Genomic DNA, 26,091 nt, shown 5'->3' with positions numbered 1-26,091 from the left:
CGGGAAGGGCCTGGCGGGCCGTTATTCGCCGGTTACGCCGTCGATGCGCTCGCGTAGCAAGTCCGCGTGGCCGTTGTGCCGGGCGTACTCCTCGATCATGTGGACGAGGATCCAGCGGTGCGTGCACTCCTGGCCGTTGCGGTCGCCGACGGCGTCCAGCGGTTTGGCGGCCGAGATGGCGCGGGCGAGTTCGATCTCGGCCTGCCAGGTCGCGAAGGCCTCCTCGACCGAGGCGGTGTCGACGTCCTTGAAGTCGGCGTCGTTGTCGACGTCCTTGTTCCACAGCTTGGGAAGGTCCTCGCCGTTCAGGACGCGGCGGAACCAGGAGCGTTCGACGTGCGCCATGTGCCTGACGAGGCCGAGCAGCGACAGGGTCGAGGGCGGCGCGGAACGCAGGCGCAACTCCTCGTCCGACAGGCCGGCGCACTTGACGGCGAGGGTGCCGCGATGCCATTCGAGCCAGTTGTTCAGAATGGTCAGCTCGTCGCCGATCAGTGGCGGGGGGATGCGGCTATCGATCACGAGGCCCGACCTTACCGTGGTTTATGCGGTGTTTGTCCTGTAAGAGGCGGTAGACAGCCTCCCGTACCGTGTCGTCCCGGACGTTGACCACGAACTCGTCGGGAGTGTCGCCGCACAGGAGCCTCAGTTGCGAGGATTCGTCCAGGAGAGACCCGATCAGGGCTCTCTGGGGCGTCAGACGGCGAGGACGCCCGCCGCCGTCGGCCAGGCAACCATGCCGTCCCCAGTAGACGGCGGCGTCGCGGCGTACCCCCGACTCCAGCGCGATCGGGTGGGCGAGCGGCTCGCGGCGGTAGTTGGGCTCGGTCAGATCCAGGGCGGCGAGCTGGCGCTCATCGAGCCAGAGGGCGAACAACCGGGACGTCTCGCCGGGCGTGTCGATCGGCGCCGCCGGCACGTACCCCCACTTGCTGACGTGGGCGGACACGCCCGGCGCGACGTCCCGAACGCGAGCCAGCGTCATGGGGACGAGCGGACGTACCCCATGGTCGGTGAACTTCCGCAGGAGCTGACTGGGTGCGGCGTTGGAGCCCACGGCGACGACCAGGTGGCGGCCTTCCAGCGGCGCGCCTCCATGACGCGCCAGAAGCTCGGCCACCGTCTCGGGCCCGGCCCGCCATTCGTCCACCGGGCGGCCCGGGGCGGCCCGCAACGGCACATACGCGGCGTCGGCCAGCACGCCGGAGGTCTCCGGGACACGGCCGGGATAGGTCAGGGGCTGGGAGATGGGGTCGTCCTCGAACAGCGCCACGGCTCCAGCATCCCCCCAGCACAGGGCCTGAGCCTTCATCGGCGTGTGACCAGCGCCCGGACGCCCTCCCTGCGCCCCCAGGCGATCACCGCGGACAGTACGAGCAGCGCCAGCGGCAAGACCACGCCGCCCCCGGTCACGAACGCCTCGGTCAGCGTCGCGCCCACCATCAGCCCGGCCAGCCCCAACCCCGCCGCCCCGGCCAGTCGCGGAATCAGCAGCCCGGCGACGCCCGCCGCTTCCAGCGCGCCGATCAGATAGCGGAACCAGTCACCCCAGCCGATCTCCTCGAACGTGGAGGCGGCCGGCTCGGCACCGGTGAACTTGGCCACGGCCGACATCAGGAAAAAGCCGGCGACGATGACCTGCAGGGCCCAGAGGGCGATGTTCGTGATCGTGCGCCTGGGGGTGGGGTGCGGTGTGATGGTCAACGTCTTCTGCCTTCCCTGCGACTGAGCTTCCGCCCACGACGCTAGGGTTCGCGGCCTCCACGGAGAATCGGGCTGGCTACCCGGGAAGGGTGTACTTAGGTGCACCCTTCCCCTGATGGTCACGCGTGCATCGCCCAACAGCCACAGTCGACCAGCCGGACGAGCAGCGGGCCCCTTCCGTTTCGGAAGGGGCCTTTGAGCTGGTCGGGGCGACAGGATTTGAACCTGCGACTTCTTGCTCCCAAAGCAAGCGCGCTGCCAAGCTGCGCCACGCCCCGTATCGCCGATTGCGCATGCGCTCCGGGACTCCGGTACGCTTACGCCCTGACGACCGGATGAAGTCTAGACCAGAGTTCGACCGGTTCGCGCGGACGTAGCTCAATGGTAGAGCCCTAGTCTTCCAAACTAGCTACGCGGGTTCGATTCCCGTCGTCCGCTCCAAAGCCGAAAGGCCAGGTCAGCCCTATGAGGCGGCCTGGCCTTCGTGATCTCCGCTACTTCCTCTTGGTCTTCCGTGCCCGATGCCTTCCTGGTTCGGCGTACGGCCAACGCCGACGACCGGCCCCGGCCGCTCCGGGGCCTTGATCAGTTGGGGGGGTCCGCAGCATGCTGTGTGGCTTGCGTTCCGCCCTGGCGGAGGCGATGAATGCGCGGGAACGGGCGTTCCAGCGCGGACCCGGTGGCCCCGCCGCTCCGCGGGCGTCGCGCGCCGGTCCGGCTGTCGCGTGTCACCAGGTCAGCTGAATCCGCACAACCTGTTGAACTCCGTGATGTCTGTGTTGATGTCCGCGATCACCTGGTTGGGATCGGCCATGACCATGCCCGTCAAGCGGAAGTTCAGTTCCTGGAACTCGCGGGCCAGCCGAGTGATCTTCGGCCCCACCACTCCTTGCGCGTTGAGACCCGCGCCCATCAGGTCGCTGTACGTCTGCTGAGCCGCGGCCGCCTGGCTGCTGCGCGTGGTCCCGGCGTTCCGGGAGTATGCGGTCAGCGCCGCCGTCGCCTCGTCGCAGCCGTCGGGCCGGACCGCCGACAGCGATGCGGAGGAAACCGGGGCCTCTCGCGTGGAGCTTGGCGTTTGGGGTTCGGGCGTATCGGACTCAGGCGATGGAGTCGGGGTCGACGGCGCGGACCGGGTGGTGACCGAATCTGGTGACGATGACCGCGGGGCCGAACTGGGGACCACCGTGTCGGGCTGCGGCTGGGGCGGGGGCTGCGGAGGCGGGGTCGGCGGCGCCAGGTAGGCGATCAACGCGATCACGGCGGCGACCGCACCCGCCAGAGCGCTCACTGCCGGCCAGTTCAGGCGCAAGCCCGCACCTCCACCCGCCCCCGGCGGCCGCGCTGAGACGTTCTCCGTCATGCCCTCATCGTGGCCGAGCCGCCGAGTCCGGTCCAGAACGCCTCCTGCTGATCTTCCAGAACAGAACTCGCCCATAAGGCGGTGAAGCGACGCCGGCGGCCGGCAGGGTTCTGCAGGAACAACGGCGACGCCCTCTAAAGCCGAAGCTCCCCAACCACGGCAGCTTCCACCGGGTCCATTCGCCTGGACCTTGAGGGCGAAGCCTCCGGCGAGGGCGTGTGTCAAGGCGGGACGCGTGCAGGCAGGGCCGGGCAGGCGGATCATCACACGGAGACCCCGGGGTTCGCTCGGGAGACTTCGTTCACGTGATGGACCTGGAGTATCACTGGTAACTTTGCTCCCATTCCACGTAATTCGGAAGGGTAAAACGTGACTGAGCTGAGCCGTCGGCAATTCCTTGTGGCCGGTGGCGCTGCCCTCGTCGCGACCGCGTCGGCTGCCGAGCCTGCGCAGGCCACGGGCCTGGCTGCCATGACGATCACCGGCACCGCGGTATCCACGCTGAAGAGCTTCGACAGCGCGATGACCACGTTCATGACCGAGCGCGGTATCACCAACGGCCAGCTTGCCGTCGCCCGCGGCGGCAAGCTGATGCTCGCCCGCGGCTACACCAGCGGTGGCTCCGTCACGACGCAACCCACCTCGCTGTTCCGCATCGCCAGCGTGAGCAAGCACATCACCGCGACCGCGATCATGCGGCTCGTCCAGGAGGGCAAGCTCAGCCTGGGCGCGAACGTCGCCTCGCTGCTCGGTCTCCCGACCACCGCCGACCCGCGACTGGCGAACGTCACGATCTGGCGGCTGCTCCAGCACACCGGCGGCTGGAACAAGGACATCTCCGGCGACCCGGTGTTCAAGGACGCGACCATCTCCAAGGCGCTCGGCGACACACTGCCTGTCAGCCAGGAGAGCATCATCACCTACGTCACCGGCCGCAAGCTGGACTTCGCCCCCGGCAGCTCGGTGGCCTACAGCAATTTCGGCTACCTGCTGCTCGGGAAGGTCATCGAGAAGATCAGCGGCATGCCGTACGCGACCTACGTGCAGAGCAAGCTTTTCTCGCCGCTCGGCATCGACAGGATGCGGCTGGGCCAGACACTCACCCGCGCCGCCGGCGAGGTCACCTACGACTCCAGCAGCACGGGTACGAATGTGATGGACACCTCAGGCGACACGGTGAAGTATCCCTATGGCGGGTTCAACCTGGAGAACATGGCCGCGAACGGCGGCTGGATCGCCTCAGCCGTCGACCTGGTCAGGTTCGAGCTGATCTTTGACAAGCCGAGCGTGGGCATCCTGAACGCCACCTCCATCGGCCGGATGTTCGCCGTCCCCGAGACCGGTGTGAACGCCAACGGCTGGTATTACGGCGCCGGCTGGCAGGTGCGCCCGGTGAGCGGCGGCAAGCTCAACACCTGGCACACGGGAGGCCTGCCCGGCACGTACACGCTCGTGGTGCGCCGCTCCGACGGGATCACCTTCGCCGCGCTCTTCAACCGGAGGCAGGAGGGCGGCGCGCCCAGTTTCTCGAGCATCGACCCACTTCTCAACCAGGCCGCGAGCTCGGTCACGGCATGGCCGATCGCCGACCGGTTCTCCGCCTACTTCTAGTCCCCCCTGCCGGGTCGACCGGCCCGGCCAAGTCAGTCGAGTTCCTCTGGAGTTTCCCTCTTGCGCACCACCGCACGTGCCCTGGCCATCGCCGCCGTCGCCGTCGCCGCTTCCGGGTCGCTGCTGACCGCCTCTCCCGCACTCGCCGTCCCGACCCCCACGCCCAGTGCCTCGCCCAGCGCCTCGCCGAAGCAGGACCTCGGGCTGCTCGCCCCGGCCAAGGCCTCTGTCTCGCACCCTGCGGTAAAGCAGAAGTACGGCATGTGGTGCGCCCCCGCCACGATGAGCGCCATCCTGCGGACCTACGGCTACAGCCGCACCCAGGAGCAGTTGGCCAAGCAGATGGTGACCGACGACAAGAAGGGCACGCCGAGCAAGAACATCCGGCTGGTCTTCAACTCCTACGTCAACGACAAGGGCCTCACCATGGCCTGGGGCAAGACCAAGGACCCCGGGGCCCTGCTGAACAACATCGCTTATGACGTGGGCGTGCTGAAGCGGGCGACCGCCATCATCGTGGACGCCGACCTCATGCCGTACACAAACGGGGCGGGCGCGCCGAACATCCACATGGTCACCGTGCGCGGGTACGACAAAGCCAAGCGCACGGTCACCGTGTGGGATCCGGCCAACAACCGCACCAACGGCAACCACACGGTCTCGGTGAAGACGCTGAGCAAGGCGGCCGACCCGATCGGCTATCTCGACATCAGCAGGTAGACGGCCCAGGAGTGATCAAAAGCATGGGGCGCAACGATTGGCCGTCGTTGCGCCCTTTGCGTTCTACGCAATGCCGCTGACCTGCGGTTACGGGAGCCCTCGCCGACGCGGGCGGATGCGCCGATCTCCTGATTCGTAAGCTGGACGGCGATGCGTGCGCGACCGATCTCCCATGACGTCCTCGTCGAGGAACTGACCGAGCGGATCTCCGGGCGCCCGCCGGACGGCTGGGTCCGGGTGGCGGTGGACGGCGCGCCGGCCGCGCGCCCCGAGGCGCTGGCGGACGACCTGGTAGCCCCGCTCAGGCTGCGCGGGCGACCCGTGCTCCGGGTGTCGGCGGGCGACTATCTGCGGCCGGCGTCCCTGCGGCTGGAGCACGGCAGAACCGACCCCGACGCCTTCTACGAGGACTGGCTGGACGTGCGGGCGCTGCGCAGGGAGGTGCTGGAGCCGCTGGAGGCGGGCGGTTCTGGGCAGGTGCTGCCGAAACTCTGGGACAGCGGGATCGACCGGGCGTTCCGGCTGCCGTACCAGGAGTTGCCTCGGGGCGGGGTGTTGCTGCTGGACGGGACGCTGCTGCTGGGGCAGGGGCTGGTCTTCGAGGTGAGCGTGCACGTGTGGCTGTCGGCGGGGGCGCTGCGGCGTGGGACGCCCGAGCGGGAGAGCTGGCGGCTGCCCGCCTATGAGCGCTACGAGCGGGAGGCCCTGCCGCAGGAGGCGGCCGACGTCGTGGTCAGGGCCGATCATCCGGACCGGCTCGCGGTGCTCGTCACGTGATGCTGGAACACGGGCCGTAATCGGCGCAGACTGAAGCGATGATCCCCAGCAACTGGTACAACATCGTTCCCGATCTGCCCGCTGCGCCCCCTCCGCCGCTGCACCCGGGCACGCGGCAACCCATCGGACCCGACGACCTGGCGCCGCTCTTCCCGATGGAGCTGATCGGGCAGGAGGTGAGCGGTGAGCGGTTCGTGGAGATCCCGCGGGAGGTGCTCGACGTCTACCGGCTCTGGCGGCCGACGCCGCTGATCAGGGCGCGCAGGCTCGAACGCTCACTCGGCACCCCGGCCAGGATCTACTACAAGTACGAGGGCGTCTCGCCCGCCGGCTCGCACAAGCCGAACACGGCCGTGCCGCAGGCGTTCTACAACGCCAGGGAGGGTGTGCGGCTGCTCACCACGGAGACCGGGGCGGGGCAGTGGGGGTCGGCGCTGGCGTTCGCCTGCTCCCAGTTCGATCTGGAGTGCCAGGTCTGGATGGTCCGCGCCTCCTACGACCAGAAGCCGTACCGGCGCTCGCTCATGCAGGTGTACGGCGCCACCGTGCACCCCAGCCCCTCCCCCGTGACCGGCCCGGGCAACAAGGCGCTGGCCGACGACCCGGACTCGCCGGGCAGCCTGGGCCTCGCGATCAGCGAGGCGGTCGAGGTGGCCGCGGCCACGCCTGAGGCCCGCTACGCGCTCGGCTCGGTGCTCAATCATGTGCTCATGCACCAGACCGTGATCGGCGAGGAGGCACTCGAGCAGCTCCCCGAGCTGCCCGACCTGGTCATCGGCTGTACGGGCGGCGGCTCGAACTTCGCCGGCCTCGCCTTCCCGTTCCTGCGCGAGAAGCTGGCGGGGCGCATCGGGACGGTGTTCCGCGCGGTCGAGCCCGCGGCCTGCCCGTCGTTCACGCGCGGCACCTACGCCTACGACTTCGGCGACACGGCCGGGCTCACGCCGCTGCTCAAGATGCACACGCTGGGGCACTCGTTCGTGCCGGATCCGATCCACGCGGGCGGGCTGCGCTATCACGGCATGTCGCCGTTGTTGTCGCACATGTACGAGCTGGGCCTGTTCGAGGCCGTCACCCGCTCCCAGAACGAGTGTTTCGAGGCCGGTGTGCGCTTCGCGCGGACGGAGGGCATCGTCCCGGCGCCCGAGCCCACGCACGCGCTGGCCGAGACCATCGCCGAGGCCCTGCGCTGCAAGGAGAGCGGCGAGGAGAAGGTGATCCTGACCGCGCTGTGCGGCCACGGTCATTTCGATCTGGCCGCCTACGACCGCTACCTGTCGGGGCGGCTGGAGGACTACACGCTTCCGCAGGAGCGCATCGACCAGGCGCTCACCGAGCTGCCGGGGTGAGGCGTCGGGGTGGCCGCCGGGCGGGCGGCCACCCGTCAACGTGCGGTGGGGCGCTTACCGTGGTTCGCCTTCTTCTTCTTGCGTGCCTTGCCCTTGCGTGCGCGCCTGGCCATAAGCTCGCCTCCGAGTGATCGGGTCTCGTCCGACACTCTCAACGTCTCGCGCCTGCGGCGACCAGGCAAGCAGGCCGCGCGAACTAACATTCCCCAACAAATTCATGTCATAATTTGGTGGAATCTGTTGGAAGGAGCGGGCGTGCTCGCACAGCAGCGTCAGCAGACGATCCTCGAACGCGTGCGCAGCAGCGGCGGCGTCCGGGTGGCCGATCTCGTCCGCGAACTGGGCGTCTCCGACATGACCATCCGCCGCGACCTCGAGGTCCTGGCCGAGCGTGGGCTGCTGGAGAAGGTACACGGAGGCGCGACCGCCCTAGGCCCCGGCTCCACGGAAGAGCCCGGCTTCGCCGCCAAATCCGCCCGCCAGCAGCAGGAGAAGGAGGCCATCGCCCGGCAGGCGGCCCGGCTGGTCCGCCCCGGCACGGCGGTGGCGCTGTCCGCGGGCACCACGACGTGGGCGCTGGCCCACCACCTGATCGGCGTGCCCGAGCTCACCGTGATCACCAACTCGATCCCCGTCGCCGAGGTCTTCCACCGCAACCCGCGCGCCGACCGCACGGTCGTGCTGACCGGCGGCGTGCGCACGCCCTCCGACGCGCTGGTCGGCCCGGTGGCCGTGGCCGCGATCCGCCGCCTGCACGTGGACACGCTCTTCCTGGGGGTGCACGGGATGAGCGTGCGGGCCGGGTTCACCACGCCCAACCTGCTGGAGTCAGAGACCGACAGAGAGTTGGTGGCGGCGGCCCACCGGCTGGTCATCCCCGCCGACCACACAAAGTGGAACACGGTCGGCATCAGCACCATCGCCGAGCTGAGCGAGGCCGACGTGGTCATCAGCGACGCGGGGCTGCCCGAGAACGCACGTACCGACCTGGCCGAACGGGCCGGCGAACTGATCATCGCGGAGGGCTCGCCTTGAAGCGCACCATCACCCACCTGGCCGACGGCCGAGAGCTGATCTACTTCGACCGGCGGGACGACGCCGGCAGGAGCGCGATCGACCGGCGGGCGCTCGGTCCCCGGCCGGTGGCCTCCGAGCTGCGCTACGACCCGCTGACCGAGGAGTGGATCGCGATGGCGGGGCACCGGCAGACGCGGACGTTCCTGCCGACGGGCACGGCCGCCGAATGCCCGCTGTGCCCGTCGTCGGAGACGAGGTCGACGGAGATCCCGGCGTACGACTACGACGTGGTGGTGTTCGAGAACCGCTTCCCCTCTTTTTCCGGAAATTTGGGGACTTATCAGGATGTGGGCGGGCTGAGTGAGGTCCGCCCGGGAGTGGGGCGGTGCGAGGTGGTCTGCTTTACCTCCGACCACTCCTCGTCCTTCTCCCGGCTCTCCGACGCCCAGGTCGAGCTGGTGATGGAGGCGTGGGCCGACCGCACGGCCGAGCTGTCCGGGGTGGAGGGCGTGGAGCAGGTGTTCTGCTTCGAGAACCGGGGCGAGGAGATCGGCATCACGCTGGCCCACCCCCACGGCCAGATCTACGCCTACCCGTACGTCACGCCGCGCACCAAGCTCCAGCTCGGCGCCGCCGCCCGTCACAAGGGGCCGGGCAACCTGTTCGCCGACGTGCTGGCGGCCGAGCGTGCCGCGGGGACGCGGGTGGTGGCCGCCAACGAGCTGTGGACGGCGTTCGTGCCCGCCGCGGCGCGCTGGCCGTTCGAGGTGCACCTCTATCCGCACCGGCAGGTGCCCGATCTGGCGGCGTTGTCGGAGGCGGAACGTGCCGCGTTCGCACCGCTGTACACCTCGGTGCTGCGGGCCTTCGACGGGCTGTTCGGGCTCGTGATGCCCTACATCGCGGCCTGGCACCAGGCGCCCGTGCGTCAGGACCGTGACCTGGCCTATCTGCACCTGGAGCTGTTCAGCGTCAGGCGGGCGCCGAACAAGCTCAAGTTCCTGGCGGGCTCGGAGTCGGCGATGGGCGCCTTCGTCAACGACGTGCTGCCGGAGGAGGCCGCGAGCATGCTCCGATCACAGATTGATCACTAATAGATTTCTCCTTAAGGTCGCATTACCCGTGATCTACCACTAACATCCCAATATGCACCGGCCGCAACTGCCGTTGCAGGCCTAATCCCGGGCGCGTCACCCGGGAACCGGGGACCCATCGCACCTGGGGTGAATCCACATACGTGGTAGGGAAAATCGCAGCTCCCCGCCCGAACCCGTCAGCTAACCCGGTCGGCAGAGGGAGAGGAATCACCACGTGGCGGCTTCGTCCCCCGCGAACCTTGCCATCGGCCTCATCACCGCCACCGCCATCGCCGTCCTCCCGGCGGGCGTGGCGTCGGCCGCCCCCAAACCGTCGGAAGCCGAGCTGCGCACCCAGCTCAAGCAGCTCAACGGCAAGGTCGACAAGCTCATCGAGAAGTACAACCTCAAGCGCGTCGAGCTGGCCCAGGCGCGGGAGGCCGCCAAGACGGCCAAGCAGCGCCTGACCACCGCCGACCAGACGCTGGCCACGGCCGAGCAGCGCGTCGCCGAGCTCGCCAGGATGAGCTACCAGAACGAGGAGCGCTCGATCCCCAGCTTCCTGATGGCCCAGAACGCCCCCGGCGCCGCCCTGATGAGCCAGTTGACCGCCGAGCAGCAGGCCCTGGTTCAGAGCGTGGCCAAGGCGCGCGACGACAAGAAGCGGGCATCCGACGAGGCCGCCGCGCTCGCCACCAAGATCGGCGGGGACGCGGCCGAGGTCGCCCGCCAGCGCGACGAGGCCAAGGACGTCATCAAGGACATCCAGAACAAGCTCCAGGACCTGGTGCCGTTCGGCACGGGCCGCAAGTCCAACGGCAGTTGGACGCCCGAACTCCCCTCGGGTTCCGACAACATCACCTCCCGTACGCGCATCATGAAGGAACAGGTCGGCAAGAACTTCGCGCTGCCGTTCGACGTGGGCTGTTTCCGAGCCGGCGCCAGCGGCGAGCATCCGCTCGGACGGGCCTGCGACTTCATGATGAGCACGGGCGGCTCGATGCCGTCGGCCATCAACAACGCCCTGGGCGACCGCATCGCGGACTGGGCGATCAAGAACAAGGACAAGCTGGGCGTCAAGTACGTGATCTGGAGACAGCGCATCAACCAGGGCTCGGGCTGGGAGGGGATGTCGGATCGCGGCAGCGTCACCGAGAACCACTTCGACCACGTGCACATCTCGATGCAGTGACAGCGCAGGGCCGCGTGCGCGGGCGGACCAGAACGGGTGTACTCATCCCATGGTCGACTACCGGCAAAGGCACACCGCCGACTGGCTTCAGTACTTCGCGCACCGCGGCTACCACGCCGCCCGGCCACTGGCCGCCGGTGTCGAAGGTGCCGTCTACTGGCTCGGCGAGGGAGTGATCGCCAAAGTATGGGACGGAAGACCGCCAGAGGACCTCAACCTGACACGTCAGGTCTATGCGGACATCGCTCGCCACCCGTTGCCCTTCTCCACGCCAGAGATCCTGATGGTTGAGGAGCATGAGGGCACCGTCGTCACCTATGAGCGGGAATTGACCGGGTCGCCACTGCGGCCGGACTCAGCGGTGCGACCGCCCGGCCGCGACCTGACCTCTGGAGAGACTGATGCGCTCCTCACGGTCCTGCGCGCCCTTGCCACCATCCCGGGCACCGAAGCCATGCGACGCCTCAAGGTCCAAGGCGACGACCGGCCACTTTGGCGGGGTCACACCCGCTTCCCCGACGCCCTGGCCGCCGTCGTCGAACGCGCGGCCCACCGGCACGGCGACCTGCTCGCCGCCCATGTCCCGGACCTTGACGCAAAGGTCGTACGGGCTGTTCAGGCTCTCAAGGCACTGCCTGACACGTCCGTCACCGTCGTCCACGGGGATCTCGTCCCGCCGAACGTCCATGTCGACGACGCCGGCCGCCCTGTCGCCGTCCTCGACTTCGGCTTCTTCACCACCGCCGGCGACCCTGCCTTCGAGGCCGCCATCACGGCTGCCGTCTGGGACATGTACGGGCCTTACGCCGAAGAGCACGTCGCGGCCCTTACCCGCCTCTTCGCCGCCGAGCTGCGCTACTCCCAGGAAACGCTGGCGCTGTACCAGACGGCCTATGCCCTGGCCACCTACGACTTGTTCTCCTCAGACGGCGGCGACGGTCACTTCCGCTGGTGCGTGACCCTTCTCAAGCGCAGCTCGTCCTGACGCCGCTCAGCCGGTCAGGGTGAGGGGGTTGATCAGGTCGGCGTAGACGAGCAGGCCGGCCATGATCACCATCACGATGGCGACCACGTACGTCAGCGGCAGCACCTTGGCGATGTCCACGTACCTGGGCTCAGGCCGCCGCATCACCTTGGCGTAGGCCCGCTTGACGCCCTCCCACAGCCCGCCGGCGACGTGGCCGCCGTCCATCGGCAGCAGCGGGATCAGGTTGAACATGCCGATCGCCAGGTTGAAGCCGGCCAGCAGGTTGACGAAGAAGGCGATCTTCTGCTCGTCCGACAACAGGTCGGAGGAGAGAATCTCGCCGCCCATGCGGCCGGCCCCGACCACGCCCACCGGCCCTTCCGGGTCGCGCTTCTCGCCCGAGAAGGCCGCGTGCCAGACGCCGACCATCTTCTCCGGCAGGTTGACGAGCGAGCCCGCCACCCTGGCCGTCACCTCGCCCATGTAGCCGAGGACCTGGCCCAGGTTCTGGCGCTGCATGACCTCGGCGGGCAGGACGCCCAGGAAGCCGACGTTCTTGTCGATCTTCTTGGGGTCCTGGAGGTTGGGCCGGTCCTGGGCGATGAGCGTGACGTTGAGCGTCATGGCCTTGCCGTCGCGGACGATGCCGAGCGCGACCGGGCCTGCGCCGTGGGAGCGGATCAGGCGGGTGGCGTCGTCCCAGGAGCCGATCTTCTGGCCGCCGAGGGAGACCAGGTGGTCGCCGGGCTTCAGGCCCGCCTGGGCGGCCGGGGTGAGCTGGTCGGTGGGCTTGCACTCGGTGCGCTGCTCGGAGACAGGGATCACGCACGTGTTGGTGTCGGGGGAGACGATCGGGGCCCGGACGGGCAGGCCGATGCCGACGAGCAGGATGGCGAAGAAGACGAAGGCGAGCACGAAGTTCATCAACGGGCCGCCGGACATGATGATGACCTTCTGCCACCACTTCTTGCGGTAGAAGACGCGGTCTTCGTCGCCCGGCCGGACCTCTTCCTGGGCGGCGTCGCGGGCGGACTCGATGAGCCCCTGGAACGGCCCCGTCGCGGTGCTCCTGACCTTGGCAGGGTCGTCGCCAGGACGCGGAGGCAGCATGCCGATCATGCGGATGTAGCCGCCGAAGGGGATCCACTTGATGCCGTACTCGGTATCGCCCTTGCGCCGTGACCAGAGCGTCGAGCCGAAGCCGACCATGTACTGCGTCACCTTGACGCCGAAGAGCTTGGCGGGCACTAGGTGGCCGATCTCGTGCAGCGCGATGGAGAACATCAGCCCGACGAGGAAAATGATGATCCCCACGAGATAGAGCCAATTCATCTGGGCGCGCTCCGTAGCAGACGACAGGTGCCGACAGAAGGGTCCGACAGCCCAAGGGTAGTCGAACTCACCGCACCTGACGGCTTCCATGCCTTTTCGCGAGCATTGACAGTACGCGATCAAACGATGACGCTGGGAGACAATGGAGGGGGACGTCTTGATCCGGATACTGATCGCGGAACACCTGCCCTTGGTGCGCCGTGGCCTGCTCGCCACCCTCGATGCCGAGCCTGACCTGCGTGTCGTCGCCGAGGCCTGCCACCCGGAGGAGGTGCTGCCGGCGGCGCTGTCGAGCGGGCCCGACGTGGCCGTCGTCGACCTCGACCTACCGGGGCTGCCGGTGGCCGCCGCGCTCGCCGCGCAGACGCCGCGCTGCGGGGTGCTGCTGCTGTCGGCCAAACCCAATCCCGGTCAGGTGCGCAAGGCGCTGTCGGTGCGCGCGCTCGGGTTCCTGAGCCTGTGCGTCGCGCCGGAACGGCTGGCCGAGGGGGTGCGCCAGGTCGCCGCCGGCCGCCGGGCCATCGAGGCGGAATTGGCCGTGGCGGCGCTGCAGAGCGCGACCAATCCGCTGACCAGGCGGGAGCTCGACGTGCTGAGAATCGCGGCGGGCGGCGCGCGTTCGACGGAGATCGCCGACCAGCTCTTCCTGTCGGTCGGCACCGTGCGCAACCACCTGTCGCGGATCATGTGCAAGACAGGCGCCCGCAACCGGCTCGACGCCGTGCGCATCGCCATCGACTTCGGGTGGCTGTGAGAGCCGACGGGACCCCGGGTGAAACCGCGCCGCTCCGCCCGGGGCCCGAATGTCTAGAGGATCTCAGCAGGGCGAAGGGCCCTGCCAGTGACCGCCGTCACGACCTGACCCGTGTGAAACTTCACTACGGACGCCAGATCAGCACCAGGGCGCAGTCGTCGTTGTGGCCCGAGGCCATGGCGTTGACCAGGGCCTTGGCCCCGTCGCGGAAGCCGGAGGGCAGCAGCCGCTCCGCCTCTCCGAGCAGCCGGTCGAGGCCGGCGTCGATGTCGCGTCCCGGCTGCTCGATCAGCCCGTCGGTGAACAGCAGCAGCGCGTCGCCCTTGCGCAGGGTGCCGCTGTCGGGCTCGCAGTGCAGGTCGGGCACGACGCCGAGCACCACGCCCTTGGCTGAGGCCACCTGCCAGTTGCCTGTGCCCGCGTCGAACTTCACCACGGGCGGATGCCCGGCCGAGGTGATGGTGTAGTCGCCCGTGTCGAGGTCGAGGCGCACGTGCACGGCGGTCACGAACCCCTCGTCGCCTCGCTGCCTGTGCAGGTAGGCGTTGCAGGCGGGCAGGAAGTCGGTGACGGAGCCGAGCAGCCCGCCGAACGTCCCGGACAGCAGCAGCGCTCTGGTGCCGGCGTCGACGCCCTTGCCCGACACGTCGACCAGGGCGATCTCGACGGAGTTGCCGTCGCGCATGGAGACCAGGAAGTCGCCGCCGAAGGAGGACCCGCCGGCCTGTTTGAGCACGACCTTGCCGCCCCAGTCTTTGGGCAGCGGCGGCAGCTCGCCCTGGCTCCTGAGCCGGTCGCGCAGTTCCAGCAGCATCGCGTCGCCGCGCAGCCCCTGCACGCCCAGCTTGCCCCTGGTGCGGGCCATGAGCACGGCGAGCACGGTGGTGAAGACGATGGTCACGGTCAGCCCCAGGCCCACGCGGCCGACGCCGAGCGTGAGCGCGATGTAGCCGAGCGCGACGCCGACCCCCACGAGCAGCTTGACCAGGCTGCGCAGCCGCAGCTGCAGGCCGCCGATCAGGGTCACCAGGATGAGCAGCGAAGGCGAGAACCATTCGGTCGAGACCTTCGCCGCCAGGAACCCGATCACGAGCGCGAGCCCGGTCAGGGTGACGAGCAGGTTGCGGTCGCGGGCCAGCGGCCCACGGCGGAGGAAACGGACGGCGGACACCAGGAAGGGCACCCGCACCAGGACCGCGCGAACCCGTGGCGGGATCAGCGGCGCAGGTCGGGAACTCATGATGGGCCTGACTGTATCGGTCTGACCCGTGTTTGGGCAGCCCACTTGACCAACGCCTTGATCATTAAGCACGGATATTGGGTGGCCCTTCCTCTTTGCCCGCTCCTACCGTGGACGGATGACGTATCCGATCCGCCCCATTGTCGAGACCGAGTGGCCGGCCTTTTCACGGGTTCTCGAAGAGGCCTTCTCCTGGACGCCGGGTCCCGCGCAGGCCGAGCGATTCAAGGCAGAAACCGAGTTCGACCGGACGCTCGCCGTCCTCGACGGTGATGAGATCGTCGGTGTCACCACCGTGCTCAGTCTCACCATGACGGTCCCCGGCGGGCAGCTCCCCGTCGGAGGCGTCACGAGCGTCAGCGTGTTGCCCTCGCACCGGCGCCGCGGCGTGCTGTCCGCGCTGATGCGCAGGCAGCTGTCCGACATCCGCGAGCGCGGCGAGCCGGTCGCCGCTCTGTACGCCTCAGAGACCCCGATCTACGGCAGGTACGGGTACGGCAGGGCCGCCACGAAGACGAGCTTCCGCATCGACAAGGCCGGCTCGGCCTTCGTCGGCGACGCCCCTGCCGACCCGGCGCTCAGGCTGAGGGTGGCCAGGCCCGCCGAGGTGCGGGCGGAGCTGGAGAAGGTGTTCGCCACCGTCGTGACCCGCCGTCCCGGACGCTACGAGCGCAACTCCGTGTCCTGGGACGCCGTGCTGGCCGACGAGGAGGCCGTCCAGAACGGCTCGGGGAACCTGCGCTCGATCCTGGCCGAGGACGACGACGGCGTACGCGGCTACGCGCTGTTCCGCGTCAGGTCGTCCTCGGACGACGACGGCCTGCCCAACGGCGAGTTGCGGCTGAACGAGCTGGAGGCGGCCGACCCCGCCGCCTACGCCCTGCTCTGGCGCGCCGTCCTCGACCGTGACCTGGTCTCCAGGGTCTCCGTGTACAGCAGACCGTCCGACGACCCGCTGTTCGCGCTGATCGCCGACCCGCGCCACCTGCGGCCGAGCAGTTCGGACGAGTTGTGGGTGCGCCTGGTCGATGTGGAACGGGCGCTGGCCGCGCGGGCGTACTCGGCGCCGGTGGACGTGGTGATCGAGGTCGAGGACGACGTGTGCCCCTGGAACGCCGGACGCCTGCGGCTGACCGCCGACCTGACGGGGGCCACGGTCAAGTCCGTCGAGGACGAGCCGGACGTGAGGCTGCCGGTGGCCGTGCTCGGCTCTGCGTACATGGGCGAGGGCCTGCTCTTGGAGTCGCTGCAGGCGGGGCTGCTGCGCGAGCACTCCCCCGGCGCGGTGCGCGCGCTGGCCACCGCCATGTCGTGGAGCCCGAAACCGTGGGCGGGCCTGACGTTCTGACGGATCAAGCGTAAGGTCGGGGCATGGCGTTGCAGAGCTTGCAGATCACCGCGACGATCGCCATGCGTGCGCGCGAGGTGTCCCGGCCGTCGAAGGAGCAGCAGGAGGCCGCCGACCGGCGGCCTCTGCGCGACGAGGCGCCCAAGCGCGAGGCCAAGCGCAAGGGCCAGCCGTAGCGGGCTACGGCAGCGAGGGAAGCTGGCCGATCGTCTCGTAGGCGTCGATCTGCGCGATGCGCCTGCTGTGGCGCTCGCCGCCGGAGAAGGCGGTGGTCAGGAACACCTCGACGAACCTGGTGGCGTCCTCGGTGGAGTGCATGCGGGCGCCGACGCCGACCACGTTGGCGTCGTTGTGCTCGCGAGCCAGTTTGGCCGTCTCCTCGCTCCAGGCCAGCGCGGCGCGGATGCCGCGGATCTTGTTGGCGGCGATCTGCTCGCCGTTGCCCGACCCGCCGATCACCACCCCCCGGCTGCCCGGGTCGCCCGCGACGCCCTCGGCCGCGCGCAGCACGAACGCCGGGTAGTCGTCCTCGGCGTCGTAGACGAAGGGACCGCAGTCGGTCACGTCGTGACCGTGGTCCTTGAGCCAGGACACGAGGTGGTTCTTGAGCTCATAGCCGGCATGGTCGGCACCGATGTAGACACGCACGCGCCCAGTCTTCCACAGCCGTGTCTCCGACGGCCGCGCCGTGCGCGCGGGCTGGCTACAGTAAGGACCTGTTTCGCTATCCAGTCCTTACGAAGGTAGAGACCCATGCGTGAGATCCGCGTCATCGGCGATCCGGTCCTGCGCACGCCCGCCGAGTCCGTCACGGACTTCGACCGCGATCTGCGCCGGCTGATCGAGGAGATGTTCCAGGCGATGTACGCGGTCCAGGGCGTGGGCCTGGCCGGCCCGCAGATCGGCGTGTCGCGGCGGCTGTTCGTCTACGACATCGCAGGCCGCAAGGGCCACGTGATCAATCCGGTCCTGACCGTGGACGACCCCGAGGAGGTGCTCGACGAGGAGGGCTGCCTGTCCGTGCCCGACCGGCAGACGCGCCTGCCGATCTACGCGCCCGTCGCGCGGGCCGCGGGCGTGACCGTCGAGGGCGTCGACAGGCTGCGGCGGCCGGTGCGGGTCAGGGCCCGCGGGTCGCTGGCGCGCTGCTTCCAGCACGAGACCGAGCACCTCGACGGCAAGCTGTACGTCGATCGCCTGCCGCGAACCGAGGCTCGCACGATCATGCTCAGAGCATAGGTTGGCCGCATGAGCGTACTTTCCGGAAAGGGCGCATTGGTCACTGGAGGTTCCAGGGGCATCGGCAAGGCCGTCGTCGAGCGGCTGAGCTCCGACGGGGCCGAGGTCGTCTTCTGCTACGAGCGGTCGGCGGAGGCGGCGGAGCAGGTCGCCAAGGAGACGGGCGCGCACGCCGTCCGGGCCGACCTGTCGAGCAAAGAGGATCTGGAGCGGTTGTTCGCCGAGGCCCAGGCGCGGCTGCCCGGCATCGACATCGTCGTCAACAACGCCGCCACCGCCGAGGCGCAGAAGCCCATCGCCGACATCACGGACGAGGACTACGAGCGGGTGTTCGCGGTCAACACGCGGGCGGTGTTCCTGGCCACCCAGTGGGCCGCGCGGGTGATGCGCGACGACGGGCGCGTCATCACCATCTCGACGCTCAACACCAAGGTGCCCGCGCCGACCCTGGCGCTCTACTGCGGCAGCAAGGGCGCCGTCGAGCAGTTCGCCAAGGTGGCGGCGCGGGAGCTGGGCGGGCGCGGGATCACCGTGAACGTCGTCACGTCCGGGGCCACCGACACCGACATGCTGCGCGGCGCCAACCCGCCGGAAGCGCTGGAGCAGACGCCCATGATGACCGCGCTGGGGCGGCTGGGCCGGCCCGACGACCTCGCCTCCGTGGTCGCTTTCCTGGCGGGCCCCGACGGGCGCTGGGTCACCGGCCAGAACATCCTGGCCACCGGCGGGCTGCTCGTCTGACCCGGAGCAACGGTCACAGCTGCATCGACTTGACCTCGAAGAACTCCTCCAGCCCTTGCTCGCCGAGCTCGCGGCCCACGCCCGACTGCTTGTAGCCGCCGAAGGGGGCCAGCGGGTTGAACCGGCCGCCGTTGACGGCCACCTGCCCCGTGCGCAGCCGGCGCGCGACGGCGAGCGCGCGTTCCTCCGTGGCCGACCAGACCGCGCCGGCCAGGCCGTACTTGGTGTCGTTGGCGATCTCGACGGCCTGCTCCTCGCCCGTGTACGGGATCAGCGACAGGACCGGCCCGAAGATCTCCTCCTGCCCGATCGTCATGCCGGGCTCCACGGCCGCGAACACGGTGGGCTCGACGTAGAACCCCCGCTCGTGCGGGCGCTCGGTGCCGCCGGTCACCAGCCGGGCGCCCTCCTCCTCGCCCCGGTTGATGTAGCGGATCACCCGGTCGCGCTGGGCGGCGGAGACCAGCGGGCCGAGCCTGGTCGACTCGTCGAAGGGGTCGCCGACGGTGTAGCCGCGCGCGGCCGCGACGGCCAGGCGGACGGCCTCGTCGTACTGGTCACGGTGGACGATCATGCGGGTCCAGGCAGAGCAGGTCTGGCCGGCGTTGACGAAGCAGTTGGCCACCCCGACCTTGACGGCCAGGGCCAGGTCGGCGTCGGGCAGGATGATGTTGGCCGACTTGCCGCCGAGCTCCAGCGCGACCCGTTTGACCGACTCGGCGGCGAGCGAGGCCACGCGCCGGCCCGCGGCGGTCGAGCCGGTGAAGGAGACCATGTCCACCTCGGGGTGGGCGGCCATGGCCTCTCCGACGACCGGGCCGCGCCCGCTGACCAGGTTGAACACGCCCGGGGGCAGGCCCACCTCGTGGAAGATCTCGGCCAGCGCGTACGCGGCCAGCGGCGCCACCTCGCTCGGCTTGAGCACCACGGTGCACCCGGCGGCCAGCGCGGGCCCGGTCTTGCAGATGATCTGGTGCAGCGGGTAGTTCCACGGCGTGATCGCGGCGACCACGCCGACGGGCTCCTTGACCACGAGGGAGTTGCCGACGCGCGACTCGCGCGGGTGGCTCTCGGCGAGCTGGGCGTAGGACGACAGCACGGTCGCCGGCATGAGCGTCTGCGTCTTGAGCGCGAACTTCAGCGGGGCGCCCATGTCGGTGGCGATGATCTCGGCGATGTCGCCTGCGCGCTGTCTCAGCAGCTCGGCCGCGTCGGCGAGCAGCTTGCCGCGTTCGGCCGCGGCCATCTCCGACCAGGCGGGGAAGGCTTTCCTGGCGGCGCCCGCAGCCCGCTCCACATCGTCGGGAGAGCCCGCGGGCACGCGGTCGATGGTCTCTTCCGTGGCCGGGTTGACGACCTCGATGGGCTCGTCCGACGCAGAAGCGGTCCAGGAGCCGCCGATATAGAGCTGACGCATGGCACCCATCCTGACAGCGCCGCAGGAGACAATGCGAGGGCCCGGCTGGGCGGAGGACAAGTCTCGTCCCCCGCCGCCCGACAATCGGGTACGTCAGTCGAAGGTGGGGCGCTTGGTGCGCGTGCGCTTCAGCTCGAAGAAGTCCTCGTACGCGGTGACGGCGAGCACGCCGTCCCAGAGCCTGCCCGCGTCGTCGCCGCGCAGGATCTTCGTGATCACCGGGCCGAAGAAGGCGTTGGGGCCGACGCGGATGACCGGCGTCCCGACCTCCTCGCCGACGAGGCCGATGCCCTCCTCGTGGGAGGCGCGGATCGCTTCGTCCCACTCGTCGGAGCCGGCGGCGTCGGCCAGGGACTTGTCGAGCCCGACGGCTTCGAGTGCCGACTCGCGGACCTCGCGGAGGCGTTCGGGCTGCCTGCCGAGCCCCTCGTTGTGCAGGCGGGTGCCGAACTGGGTGTAGAGCTCGCCGATGACGTGGTCGCCGTGCTTGGCGGCGGCGGCCGCGATCACCCTGACCGACCCGAGGCTCCTCTCGGTGCTCTTGCGGTAGTCGTCGGAGATGTCCTTGTCCTTGTTGAGGAAATACAGGGACATGATGCGCCAGCGCGGCTCGATCGAACGTACCTTCTCTACTTCGAGCAGCCATCGTGACGTAACCCATGCAAAGGGACAGGCAGGATCGAACCACAGGTCCACGGGAATCTTTTCAGTCACGTGTGGCCATAACCTGAGGTGGTTCGGATCGTATTCCCGGCATGGCAGGATACGGACAACCCCGACGAAGTGGCGAAAAGGAGCACAACTTGGCAGGCAACCTGACTCGGGACGAGGCTCGCGAACGCGCCCGGCTGTTGAAGGTCGAGTCGTATGAGGTCGCACTCGACCTGACGGAGGGAGACGAGCGTTTCGGGAGCGTCACCACGGTCCGCTTCGCCTGCGGCCAACCGGGCGCCTCCACGTTCATCGACCTGCACGGTGCACAGGTGCGCAAGGTCACGCTCAACGGCCACGACCTCGACGTCGCCGGCTACGACGCCGAGAAGGGCCGTCTCCCGCTCCCCTCGCTCGCCGGCGACAACGAGTTGCGCATCGACGCCGACTGCGCCTACATGCGCACCGGCGAGGGCCTGCACCGCTTCGTCGACCCGGTCGACCAGAAGGTCTACCTGCACAGCCAGTTCGAGACGGCCGACGCCCACCGCATGTACGCCTGCTTCGACCAGCCCGACCTCAAGGCCGCCTTCCAGCTCACGGTGCTGGCCCCCGCCGACTGGGAGGTCGTCTCCAACGCCGCCGCCTCACAGGTGGTGGCGTTGCCCGGCGAGAGCGGCAAGCACACCGTGAACGTTCCCGCCCGGCGGTGGGAGTTCCCGCCCACACCGGCCATCTCCACCTACATCACCGCGCTCGTGGCCGGGCCGTACCACAAGGTGACCTCCGAGCATGACGGCATCCCGCTGGGCATCTACTGCAGGGCCTCACTGGCCGAGCACCTCGACGCCGACAACATCCTCGAGGTCACCAGGCAGGGCTTCGACTTCTTCCACCGGGTGTTCGGGCTGCGCTACCCGTTCGGCAAGTACGACCAGCTCTTCGTGCCCGAGTTCAACGCCGGCGCCATGGAGAACGCGGGCTGCGTGACGTTCCTGGAGGACTACGTCTTCCGCTCCCGGGTCACCGACGCGGTGGTCGAGCGGCGCGCCGAGACGATCCTGCACGAGATGGCGCACATGTGGTTCGGCGACCTGGTCACCATGCGCTGGTGGGACGACCTGTGGCTGAACGAGTCGTTCGCCACCTACATGTCCGTGCTGGCCCAGGCCGAGGCCACGCGGTGGGGCAAGGGCGCGTGGACCACGTTCGCCAACGTCGAGAAGGCCTGGGCCTACCGCCAGGACCAGCTCCCCTCCACCCACCCCATCGCCGCCGACATCCCCGACATGCAGGCCGTCGAGGTCAACTTCGACGGCATCACCTACGCCAAGGGCGCGAGCGTGCTCAAGCAGCTCGTCGCCTACGTGGGCCTGGACAACTTCCTGGCCGGTGTGCGCGACTACTTCGCCGAGCATGCCTGGGGCAACACCGAGCTGAAGGACCTGCTCACCGCGCTGGAGCGGACCTCGGGCCGCGACCTGTCCTCCTGGTCGAAGGAGTGGCTGGAGACCGCCTGGGTCAACACGCTGCGCCCGTCGTTCGAGGTGTCGCAGGGCCGGTTCACCTCCTTCGAGGTGCTGCAGGAGGCGCCGGCCGACTATCCGACGCTGCGCTCGCACCGCATCGCCGTCGGGCTCTACTCCCTGGCCGACGGCGAGCTGAGGCGCACCAGGCGGGTGGAGCTGGACGTGGTCGGCGCCCGCACGTCCGTGGCCGAGCTCGTCGGCGAGGAGCAGCCCGACCTGGTCCTGCTCAACGACGACGACCTGACCTACGCCAAGATCCGCCTCGACGACGACTCCCTGCGCACGCTGGTGGGCGGCGGCATCGCGCGCTTCACCGAGTCGCTGCCGCGGGCGCTGTGCTGGTCGGCGGCCTGGGACATGACCCGCGACGGCGAGATGTCCACGCGCGACTACGTCAAGCTGGTCGTCTCCGGCGCCGCCACGGTCACCGACCTCACCGTCCTGCAGACGGTGCTGCGCCAGGCGCGCCAGGCCGTGCAGCAGTACGCCGACCCGGCGTGGCGGCAGGAGGGCCTGCGGCTGCTGGCGACGGAGCTGCGCGCGCGGCTCGCCGCGGCCAGGCCGGGCTCCGACCACCAGCTCGCGTTCCTGCAGGCGTTCGCCGCGGTGGCCGGCGTCGATGAGGACCTGGCCGTGCTGCAGGGCATCCTCGACGGCTCGGCGGTGCCCGAGGGCCTGACCGTGGACGCCGACCTGCGCTGGTCGCTGGTCCACGCGCTGGTCTGCGGCGGCAAGCTGGACGAGTCCGACATCGACGCCGAGCTGGAGCGCGACCCTACGGCGACGGGTGAGCGCTCGGCGGCCCTGTGCCGGGCCGCGATCCCGACGCCCGAGGCCAAGTCGGCGGCCTGGGACCGGATCGTCGCGGGCAAGCTGGCCAACCACATCGCCCGCACGACGATCAGCGGGTTCCAGGACCCCAGCCACCCCGAGCTGCTTGAGCCGTTCAGGGAGAAGTACTTCGCCGAGGTCGGGCGCATCTACCAGGAGTGGACGTTCGACCAGGCGTCGTCGTTCGCGGTGGGCTGCTTCCCGGCGCTGGTCATCGAGCCGGAGACGGTCCAGGCCGCGCACGACTACCTGCAGGCCGCGCAGCCGCCGCAGGCGCTGCGGCGACTGGTCCTGGAGGGCGCCGACGGCGTCAGCCGCGCGCTGCGCAACCGCGAGAAGGACGCCGCGTCCGCCTGACACGCTCCCGGTGAAGGCCCCCGCGACCGCGGGGGCCTTTTCGCGTCCGGACGGGGGCGTGAAAGGGGGGTGTGAATTAACGTCCCCGGACCGTCTTCGAACAACCCGCGGCCGACCCGTCGAATGTGTGCTCCGAGTTGGCGATGCCATCCGACGTGCGATGTTAGCCTCGATTACGTGCTAGGCGCGGGGACCACCCTCAACGATCGCTACGTGCTCACCGCTCGCCTGGGTGGCGGCGGCATGGGCGAGGTCTGGCGTGCCGACGACACGGTCCTCGGCCGCGAGGTGGCCGTCAAGGTGCTCACTCCCGCCCTGACCGACAACCCCACCTTCACCCAGCGCTTCCTGAACGAGGCCAGGGCCATGGCCACGCTGAGGCACCCCGGCGTCGTCGACGTCTACGACTACGGCACCTGCGAGGTCATGGGCCGCCAGGTGAGCTTCCTGGTCATGGAGTACGTGCGCGGCGAGTCGCTCGACCACGTCCTGCGGCGCGGCTCGCTCGGCCCCGAGGCCACCATGCGACTGGTCGCGGAGGTCGCCGACGCGCTGGCCGCCGCCCACGCGCACGGCATCGTGCACCGCGACGTCAAACCGGCCAACCTCATGATCAGGTCCGACGGCGGCGTGGCGCTCACCGACTTCGGCATCGCCCACTCGGCCTCCGCCGGCCACCTGACGGCCACGGGCACGATGCTCTGCTCGGCCGGCTACTGCGCCCCCGAGATGGCCACGGCCAGCGACGTGACACCCGCGGTCGACGTCTACGCGCTGGGCGTGGTGGCGTTCGAGTGCCTGACAGGGCGGCTGCCGTTCGAGGGCAACACGCCCGTACAGATCATCTTCAAGCACCTCAACTCTCCCATCCCCCCGCTGCCCGACGAGATTCCGCCAGGGCCACGACAGGTGGTCGAGCGGGCGCTGGAGAAGACACCCGACCGGCGCTGGCAGACGGCCGAGCTGATGGCCGAGGTCACGCGCAAGGCGCTGGCCGCCCCTGCAGAGCTGCCCGTGCCGCGGCCCAGGCGTACGTTGCGGGCGGTGCTCACGATGATCGCCGCCGTGGCCGTGACCGCGGCGGTGGCCGGCTCGGTCTGGCTGCGGCCCTCCCCGCCCATGACCGGCACCGAGGCGCCGCCATCGTCCGCCGGCGGCACCACCGTCGAGATCATCCCGTCGATGGCCTCGCCGTCCACCGTCAGGCAGACGACGGCTCCGCCCAAGCGCACTCCCACGCCCCGGGCGACCCGCACGTTCCCGGTGCCGTCCGCCACGACGACGGTGCCGAGCTCCACGCCCACGGTGACGCCCACGCCCACTCCGACGCCGTCGGAGCCCGAGCCGACCGAGCCGCCCACCACGCCGCCGTCCCCCGAGGAGCCCACCTCCGAGCCCACGGTGAGCCGGCCGCCCGGCGACATCCAGTGCATCCGGGCTCCTTGCCCATAACGGTGCTATCTACGCGATATCCGGCAGAATCCGGCGTGTCCGGCTTCTGTGTCCGCAACCCCTCTCCGATCGTGAGAAAGTCATCGCGTGGATTCGACCCGTGACCTGCTCATCGCCCTTGCCCGCCGCTACGCCTTCGCCGACCTCGGAGCTCTCGCGCCGAAGGAAGAGATCGCGGAGGTGTGTGAGTTCGGTCAGCGGCTGCTCTCGCTCGACGCCGAGGACTTCGCGGCCGAGGCGAAGGGCGTGCCCGCCGACCTGCGACGGCGCGCGCGAGCCTGCCACATGCCGCAGACGCCGCGCGAGCAGCCCCGCGGGGCGCTGGAGTCGTTGCGGCCGGCGTACGGGCTGCTGCTGGAGGTCATCGCCGTACGGTGGTACCGGCGCGAACTGAGCCCGATGATCGCGGCCGTGCACATCGCCAGCGAGTACCTGCCGCTGCTGGCCTTTGAGCCGCAACTCGGGCACGCGGGCGACCCGGCGCGCTGGCCCGAGGGGCTGAGCGCCGCCGGAAGCCGGTTCGGCGTGATCGGCGATCGGGAGTGCGACCACACCAAGTCCGAGCAGTCGGCCACCAACAGGACGCTCCGGGTGTCGGTGGAGCCCGGCGAGGGGTGGCGGGCCTACTTCGACCGCCAGCACAGCCAGGTGGCGGGCGCCCTCGGGGTGTGCGTGGCCACCTGCCGCAACCCGTGCACGGCCATGGACTGGGTCTCGCCGGACTCGCGCGCCGACCTGCAGCTTCGGGCGCGTACGGCGCTGGCCTTCGCCGAGACGCCCCTGGTGCGGCTGCGGCACGCCGCGCCGGTGGGGCACGGGTTCGGGGTGCCGTCTCCCGAGGAGGTGCTGGAGGCCTGGGAGCGCAGCCGGGTGGGGCTCGACAAGAACGCCGTGGGTGGTTCGGCCCTGAAAGAGGACGGCTTTCCGTTGCCGGGGTTGCCCGCGTTGTTCTCGGCCGTGGCCGATGCGCCGATCGAGCCCTCGACGTTGCTGCGCGGGGTCAGCGAACACGTCGTCACCCTGCTCGAACGCGCCTGAGCCCGGCGCGGGGCGGCTCAGCGGTGGGCCGTGGCCTGTTCGCCGAGGGCGGCGATGCCGTACAGCAGGCCGCCCACCAGGTCGCCGACGCTGAACGCGGTGGCCATGGACATCGCGGTCAGCCGGCAGGCGCTGTCACTGAGCCGCCGCCTGGCCTGCTCCCCCGTGACGATCTCCAGGCCCCGGCCCTCGAAGTCCACGAAGACGACCACGGCGTCGGGAGCCTGCGCCCCCAGAGCGGCGTGCAGGCGTTCGGCGAAGTGCCGCCGCCCGCCGGCCGCCGGCTCCCCGAGGAACACCCCGAACCGCAGCCCGCTGCGCCGTTCGGCGGTGTGCAGGGCCTGTCTGATGTCGTCGGCCTGTGCGGCCGTCAGTCCGCGCATCGT

General features: G+C 69.7%; 27 protein-coding genes, 2 tRNA genes and 1 riboswitch. Of the genes, 17 read left to right on the top strand and 12 right to left on the bottom strand.

The annotated features are described in order from the left end of the window. Positions 1-21: 21 nt before the first annotated feature. The 4 genes from ACFOY2_RS18665 to ACFOY2_RS18650 form a co-directional block, all read right to left on the bottom strand. The gene (locus tag ACFOY2_RS18665) at positions 22-522 is read right to left on the bottom strand and encodes a DinB family protein (protein ID WP_379529312.1); all 501 of its coding nucleotides are present in this window, start codon (positions 520-522) and stop codon (positions 22-24) included. After that, positions 512-1,273 (bottom strand): hypothetical protein, encoded by a 762-nt coding sequence (locus ACFOY2_RS18660; RefSeq protein ID WP_379529311.1) that lies wholly within the window; start codon positions 1,271-1,273, stop codon positions 512-514. Before ACFOY2_RS18660 ends, ACFOY2_RS18665 begins: the two co-directional genes overlap by 11 nt. A 35-nt stretch (positions 1,274-1,308) precedes the next feature. Continuing rightward, positions 1,309-1,704, bottom strand: a complete 396-nt coding sequence (locus ACFOY2_RS18655) for a DoxX family protein (RefSeq protein ID WP_379529310.1) — start codon at positions 1,702-1,704, stop codon at positions 1,309-1,311. A gap of 201 nt (positions 1,705-1,905) precedes the next feature. Beyond that, positions 1,906-1,982, bottom strand: a tRNA-Pro gene (locus ACFOY2_RS18650). An 89-nt stretch (positions 1,983-2,071) separates the two neighbouring features. On the opposite strand from ACFOY2_RS18650, the gene ACFOY2_RS18645 reads away from it, so the two are divergent. Next, positions 2,072-2,145 (top strand) — tRNA-Gly (locus ACFOY2_RS18645). A 295-nt stretch (positions 2,146-2,440) separates the two neighbouring features. On the opposite strand, the gene ACFOY2_RS18640 is transcribed toward ACFOY2_RS18645, so the two are convergent. After that, positions 2,441-3,067: a hypothetical protein gene (locus ACFOY2_RS18640; RefSeq protein ID WP_379529309.1), complete on the bottom strand. Its 627-nt coding sequence runs from the start codon at positions 3,065-3,067 to the stop codon at positions 2,441-2,443. Between the two features lie 369 nt (positions 3,068-3,436). Here ACFOY2_RS18640 and ACFOY2_RS18635 point away from each other — a divergent pair, with 369 nt between their 5' ends. From ACFOY2_RS18635 to ACFOY2_RS18620, 4 genes are all read left to right on the top strand, one after another. Then, complete coding sequence (locus tag ACFOY2_RS18635; RefSeq protein ID WP_379529308.1) at positions 3,437-4,678, top strand: serine hydrolase domain-containing protein; 1,242 nt, start codon at positions 3,437-3,439, stop codon at positions 4,676-4,678. Between the two features lie 60 nt (positions 4,679-4,738). After that, the gene (locus tag ACFOY2_RS18630; RefSeq protein WP_379529307.1) at positions 4,739-5,398 is read left to right on the top strand and encodes a C39 family peptidase; all 660 of its coding nucleotides are present in this window, start codon (positions 4,739-4,741) and stop codon (positions 5,396-5,398) included. Positions 5,399-5,548: 150 nt separating this feature from the next. Then, complete coding sequence (locus ACFOY2_RS18625; RefSeq protein WP_379529306.1) at positions 5,549-6,175, top strand: uridine kinase; 627 nt, start codon at positions 5,549-5,551, stop codon at positions 6,173-6,175. A 38-nt stretch (positions 6,176-6,213) separates the two neighbouring features. Continuing rightward, positions 6,214-7,524: a TrpB-like pyridoxal phosphate-dependent enzyme gene (locus ACFOY2_RS18620; RefSeq protein WP_379529305.1), complete on the top strand. Its 1,311-nt coding sequence runs from the start codon at positions 6,214-6,216 to the stop codon at positions 7,522-7,524. Between the two features lie 35 nt (positions 7,525-7,559). Here ACFOY2_RS18620 and ACFOY2_RS18615 read toward each other — a convergent pair whose 3' ends face one another. Continuing rightward, a complete protein-coding gene (locus ACFOY2_RS18615; RefSeq protein WP_371252575.1) occupies positions 7,560-7,637 on the bottom strand; it encodes a 50S ribosomal protein bL37 in 78 nt (25 codons plus the stop codon). Positions 7,638-7,779: 142 nt separating this feature from the next. Here ACFOY2_RS18615 and ACFOY2_RS18610 point away from each other — a divergent pair, with 142 nt between their 5' ends. The 4 genes from ACFOY2_RS18610 to ACFOY2_RS18595 all read left to right on the top strand — a co-directional run bounded on the left by ACFOY2_RS18610 (position 7,780) and on the right by ACFOY2_RS18595 (position 11,794). Continuing rightward, a complete protein-coding gene (locus ACFOY2_RS18610) occupies positions 7,780-8,559 on the top strand; it encodes a DeoR/GlpR family DNA-binding transcription regulator (protein ID WP_379529304.1) in 780 nt (259 codons plus the stop codon). Further along, complete coding sequence (galT, locus tag ACFOY2_RS18605; protein ID WP_379529303.1) at positions 8,556-9,635, top strand: galactose-1-phosphate uridylyltransferase; 1,080 nt, start codon at positions 8,556-8,558, stop codon at positions 9,633-9,635. Before ACFOY2_RS18610 ends, galT begins: the two co-directional genes overlap by 4 nt. 68 nt (positions 9,636-9,703) lie before the next feature. Beyond that, a riboswitch (cyclic di-AMP (ydaO/yuaA leader) is annotated at positions 9,704-9,847 on the top strand. A gap of 5 nt (positions 9,848-9,852) precedes the next feature. Further along, positions 9,853-10,809 (top strand): coiled-coil domain-containing protein, encoded by a 957-nt coding sequence (locus tag ACFOY2_RS18600; RefSeq protein ID WP_379529302.1) that lies wholly within the window; start codon positions 9,853-9,855, stop codon positions 10,807-10,809. Positions 10,810-10,858: 49 nt separating this feature from the next. Beyond that, complete coding sequence (locus tag ACFOY2_RS18595) at positions 10,859-11,794, top strand: phosphotransferase family protein (protein WP_379529301.1); 936 nt, start codon at positions 10,859-10,861, stop codon at positions 11,792-11,794. Between the two features lie 6 nt (positions 11,795-11,800). Here ACFOY2_RS18595 and ACFOY2_RS18590 read toward each other — a convergent pair whose 3' ends face one another. After that, positions 11,801-13,090: a M50 family metallopeptidase gene (locus tag ACFOY2_RS18590; RefSeq protein WP_379529300.1), complete on the bottom strand. Its 1,290-nt coding sequence runs from the start codon at positions 13,088-13,090 to the stop codon at positions 11,801-11,803. A 175-nt stretch (positions 13,091-13,265) separates the two neighbouring features. Between ACFOY2_RS18590 and ACFOY2_RS18585 the strand changes: the two genes are divergently transcribed. Continuing rightward, positions 13,266-13,862: a response regulator transcription factor gene (locus ACFOY2_RS18585; protein WP_379529299.1), complete on the top strand. Its 597-nt coding sequence runs from the start codon at positions 13,266-13,268 to the stop codon at positions 13,860-13,862. A 124-nt stretch (positions 13,863-13,986) separates the two neighbouring features. Here the strand turns inward: ACFOY2_RS18585 and ACFOY2_RS18580 are convergent, their stop codons facing one another. Next, on the bottom strand, positions 13,987-15,102 hold the full coding sequence (locus ACFOY2_RS18580; RefSeq protein WP_379529298.1) for a PP2C family protein-serine/threonine phosphatase: 1,116 nt from the start codon (positions 15,100-15,102) through the stop codon (positions 13,987-13,989). Positions 15,103-15,220: 118 nt separating this feature from the next. Here ACFOY2_RS18580 and ACFOY2_RS18575 point away from each other — a divergent pair, with 118 nt between their 5' ends. After that, on the top strand, positions 15,221-16,450 hold the full coding sequence (locus ACFOY2_RS18575; RefSeq protein ID WP_379529297.1) for a GNAT family N-acetyltransferase: 1,230 nt from the start codon (positions 15,221-15,223) through the stop codon (positions 16,448-16,450). A gap of 23 nt (positions 16,451-16,473) precedes the next feature. Continuing rightward, positions 16,474-16,626 carry a hypothetical protein gene (locus tag ACFOY2_RS18570; protein WP_379529296.1) on the top strand — a complete coding sequence of 51 codons (153 nt, stop codon included), beginning with the start codon at positions 16,474-16,476 and terminating at the stop codon, positions 16,624-16,626. Positions 16,627-16,630: 4 nt separating this feature from the next. Here the strand turns inward: ACFOY2_RS18570 and ACFOY2_RS18565 are convergent, their stop codons facing one another. Next, positions 16,631-17,098: a ribose-5-phosphate isomerase gene (locus ACFOY2_RS18565; RefSeq protein ID WP_379529295.1), complete on the bottom strand. Its 468-nt coding sequence runs from the start codon at positions 17,096-17,098 to the stop codon at positions 16,631-16,633. A gap of 105 nt (positions 17,099-17,203) precedes the next feature. Here ACFOY2_RS18565 and def point away from each other — a divergent pair, with 105 nt between their 5' ends. Both def and ACFOY2_RS18555 read left to right on the top strand, forming a co-directional pair. After that, positions 17,204-17,689 carry a peptide deformylase gene (gene def / locus ACFOY2_RS18560; protein ID WP_379529294.1) on the top strand — a complete coding sequence of 162 codons (486 nt, stop codon included), beginning with the start codon at positions 17,204-17,206 and terminating at the stop codon, positions 17,687-17,689. A 9-nt stretch (positions 17,690-17,698) separates the two neighbouring features. Next, the gene (locus tag ACFOY2_RS18555; protein ID WP_379529293.1) at positions 17,699-18,430 is read left to right on the top strand and encodes an SDR family oxidoreductase; all 732 of its coding nucleotides are present in this window, start codon (positions 17,699-17,701) and stop codon (positions 18,428-18,430) included. 13 nt (positions 18,431-18,443) lie between these two features. Here ACFOY2_RS18555 and ACFOY2_RS18550 read toward each other — a convergent pair whose 3' ends face one another. Together ACFOY2_RS18550 and ACFOY2_RS18545 are read right to left on the bottom strand one after the other, a co-directional pair. Beyond that, complete coding sequence (locus ACFOY2_RS18550) at positions 18,444-19,847, bottom strand: aldehyde dehydrogenase family protein (protein WP_379529292.1); 1,404 nt, start codon at positions 19,845-19,847, stop codon at positions 18,444-18,446. Positions 19,848-19,940: 93 nt separating this feature from the next. Beyond that, a complete protein-coding gene (locus ACFOY2_RS18545; protein WP_379529327.1) occupies positions 19,941-20,543 on the bottom strand; it encodes a mycothiol-dependent nitroreductase Rv2466c family protein in 603 nt (200 codons plus the stop codon). Between the two features lie 107 nt (positions 20,544-20,650). Here ACFOY2_RS18545 and pepN point away from each other — a divergent pair, with 107 nt between their 5' ends. The 3 genes from pepN to ACFOY2_RS18530 all read left to right on the top strand — a co-directional run bounded on the left by pepN (position 20,651) and on the right by ACFOY2_RS18530 (position 25,705). Then, complete coding sequence (gene pepN, locus ACFOY2_RS18540) at positions 20,651-23,215, top strand: aminopeptidase N (protein ID WP_379529291.1); 2,565 nt, start codon at positions 20,651-20,653, stop codon at positions 23,213-23,215. Positions 23,216-23,392: 177 nt separating this feature from the next. Beyond that, positions 23,393-24,667: a serine/threonine-protein kinase gene (locus tag ACFOY2_RS18535; protein ID WP_379529290.1), complete on the top strand. Its 1,275-nt coding sequence runs from the start codon at positions 23,393-23,395 to the stop codon at positions 24,665-24,667. Positions 24,668-24,754: 87 nt separating this feature from the next. Continuing rightward, entirely contained in the window at positions 24,755-25,705 is a 951-nt protein-coding gene (locus tag ACFOY2_RS18530) for a hypothetical protein (protein WP_379529289.1), read from the top strand. A 17-nt stretch (positions 25,706-25,722) separates the two neighbouring features. Here ACFOY2_RS18530 and ACFOY2_RS18525 read toward each other — a convergent pair whose 3' ends face one another. Beyond that, complete coding sequence (locus ACFOY2_RS18525) at positions 25,723-26,088, bottom strand: DUF5130 family protein (RefSeq protein WP_379529288.1); 366 nt, start codon at positions 26,086-26,088, stop codon at positions 25,723-25,725. Positions 26,089-26,091: the final 3 nt, after the last annotated feature.

The organism is Nonomuraea purpurea (assembly GCF_042650645.1).
GTDB lineage: Bacteria > Actinomycetota > Actinomycetes > Streptosporangiales > Streptosporangiaceae > Nonomuraea > Nonomuraea purpurea.
The sequence above is the reverse complement of the archived record's forward strand: the minus strand, read 5'-3'. Positions and strand labels throughout refer to the sequence as shown.

Bases quoted from the DNA above. Each gene is read 5' to 3' on its own strand.
- ACFOY2_RS18640 (WP_379529309.1), bottom strand. From the start codon at position 3,067: ATGACGGAGAACGTCTCAGCGCGGCCGCCGGGGGCGGGTGGAGGTGCG.
- ACFOY2_RS18625 (WP_379529306.1), top strand. From the start codon at position 5,549: ATGCGTGCGCGACCGATCTCCCATGACGTCCTCGTCGAGGAACTGACC.
- ACFOY2_RS18620 (WP_379529305.1), top strand. From the start codon at position 6,214: ATGATCCCCAGCAACTGGTACAACATCGTTCCCGATCTGCCCGCTGCG.
- ACFOY2_RS18615 (WP_371252575.1), bottom strand. From the start codon at position 7,637: ATGGCCAGGCGCGCACGCAAGGGCAAGGCACGCAAGAAGAAGAAGGCG.
- ACFOY2_RS18595 (WP_379529301.1), top strand. From the start codon at position 10,859: ATGGTCGACTACCGGCAAAGGCACACCGCCGACTGGCTTCAGTACTTC.
- ACFOY2_RS18580 (WP_379529298.1), bottom strand. From the start codon at position 15,102: ATGAGTTCCCGACCTGCGCCGCTGATCCCGCCACGGGTTCGCGCGGTC.
- ACFOY2_RS18575 (WP_379529297.1), top strand. From the start codon at position 15,221: ATGACGTATCCGATCCGCCCCATTGTCGAGACCGAGTGGCCGGCCTTT.
- ACFOY2_RS18570 (WP_379529296.1), top strand. From the start codon at position 16,474: ATGGCGTTGCAGAGCTTGCAGATCACCGCGACGATCGCCATGCGTGCG.
- def (WP_379529294.1), top strand. From the start codon at position 17,204: ATGCGTGAGATCCGCGTCATCGGCGATCCGGTCCTGCGCACGCCCGCC.
- ACFOY2_RS18555 (WP_379529293.1), top strand. From the start codon at position 17,699: ATGAGCGTACTTTCCGGAAAGGGCGCATTGGTCACTGGAGGTTCCAGG.
- ACFOY2_RS18550 (WP_379529292.1), bottom strand. From the start codon at position 19,847: ATGCGTCAGCTCTATATCGGCGGCTCCTGGACCGCTTCTGCGTCGGAC.
- ACFOY2_RS18525 (WP_379529288.1), bottom strand. From the start codon at position 26,088: ATGCGCGGACTGACGGCCGCACAGGCCGACGACATCAGACAGGCCCTG.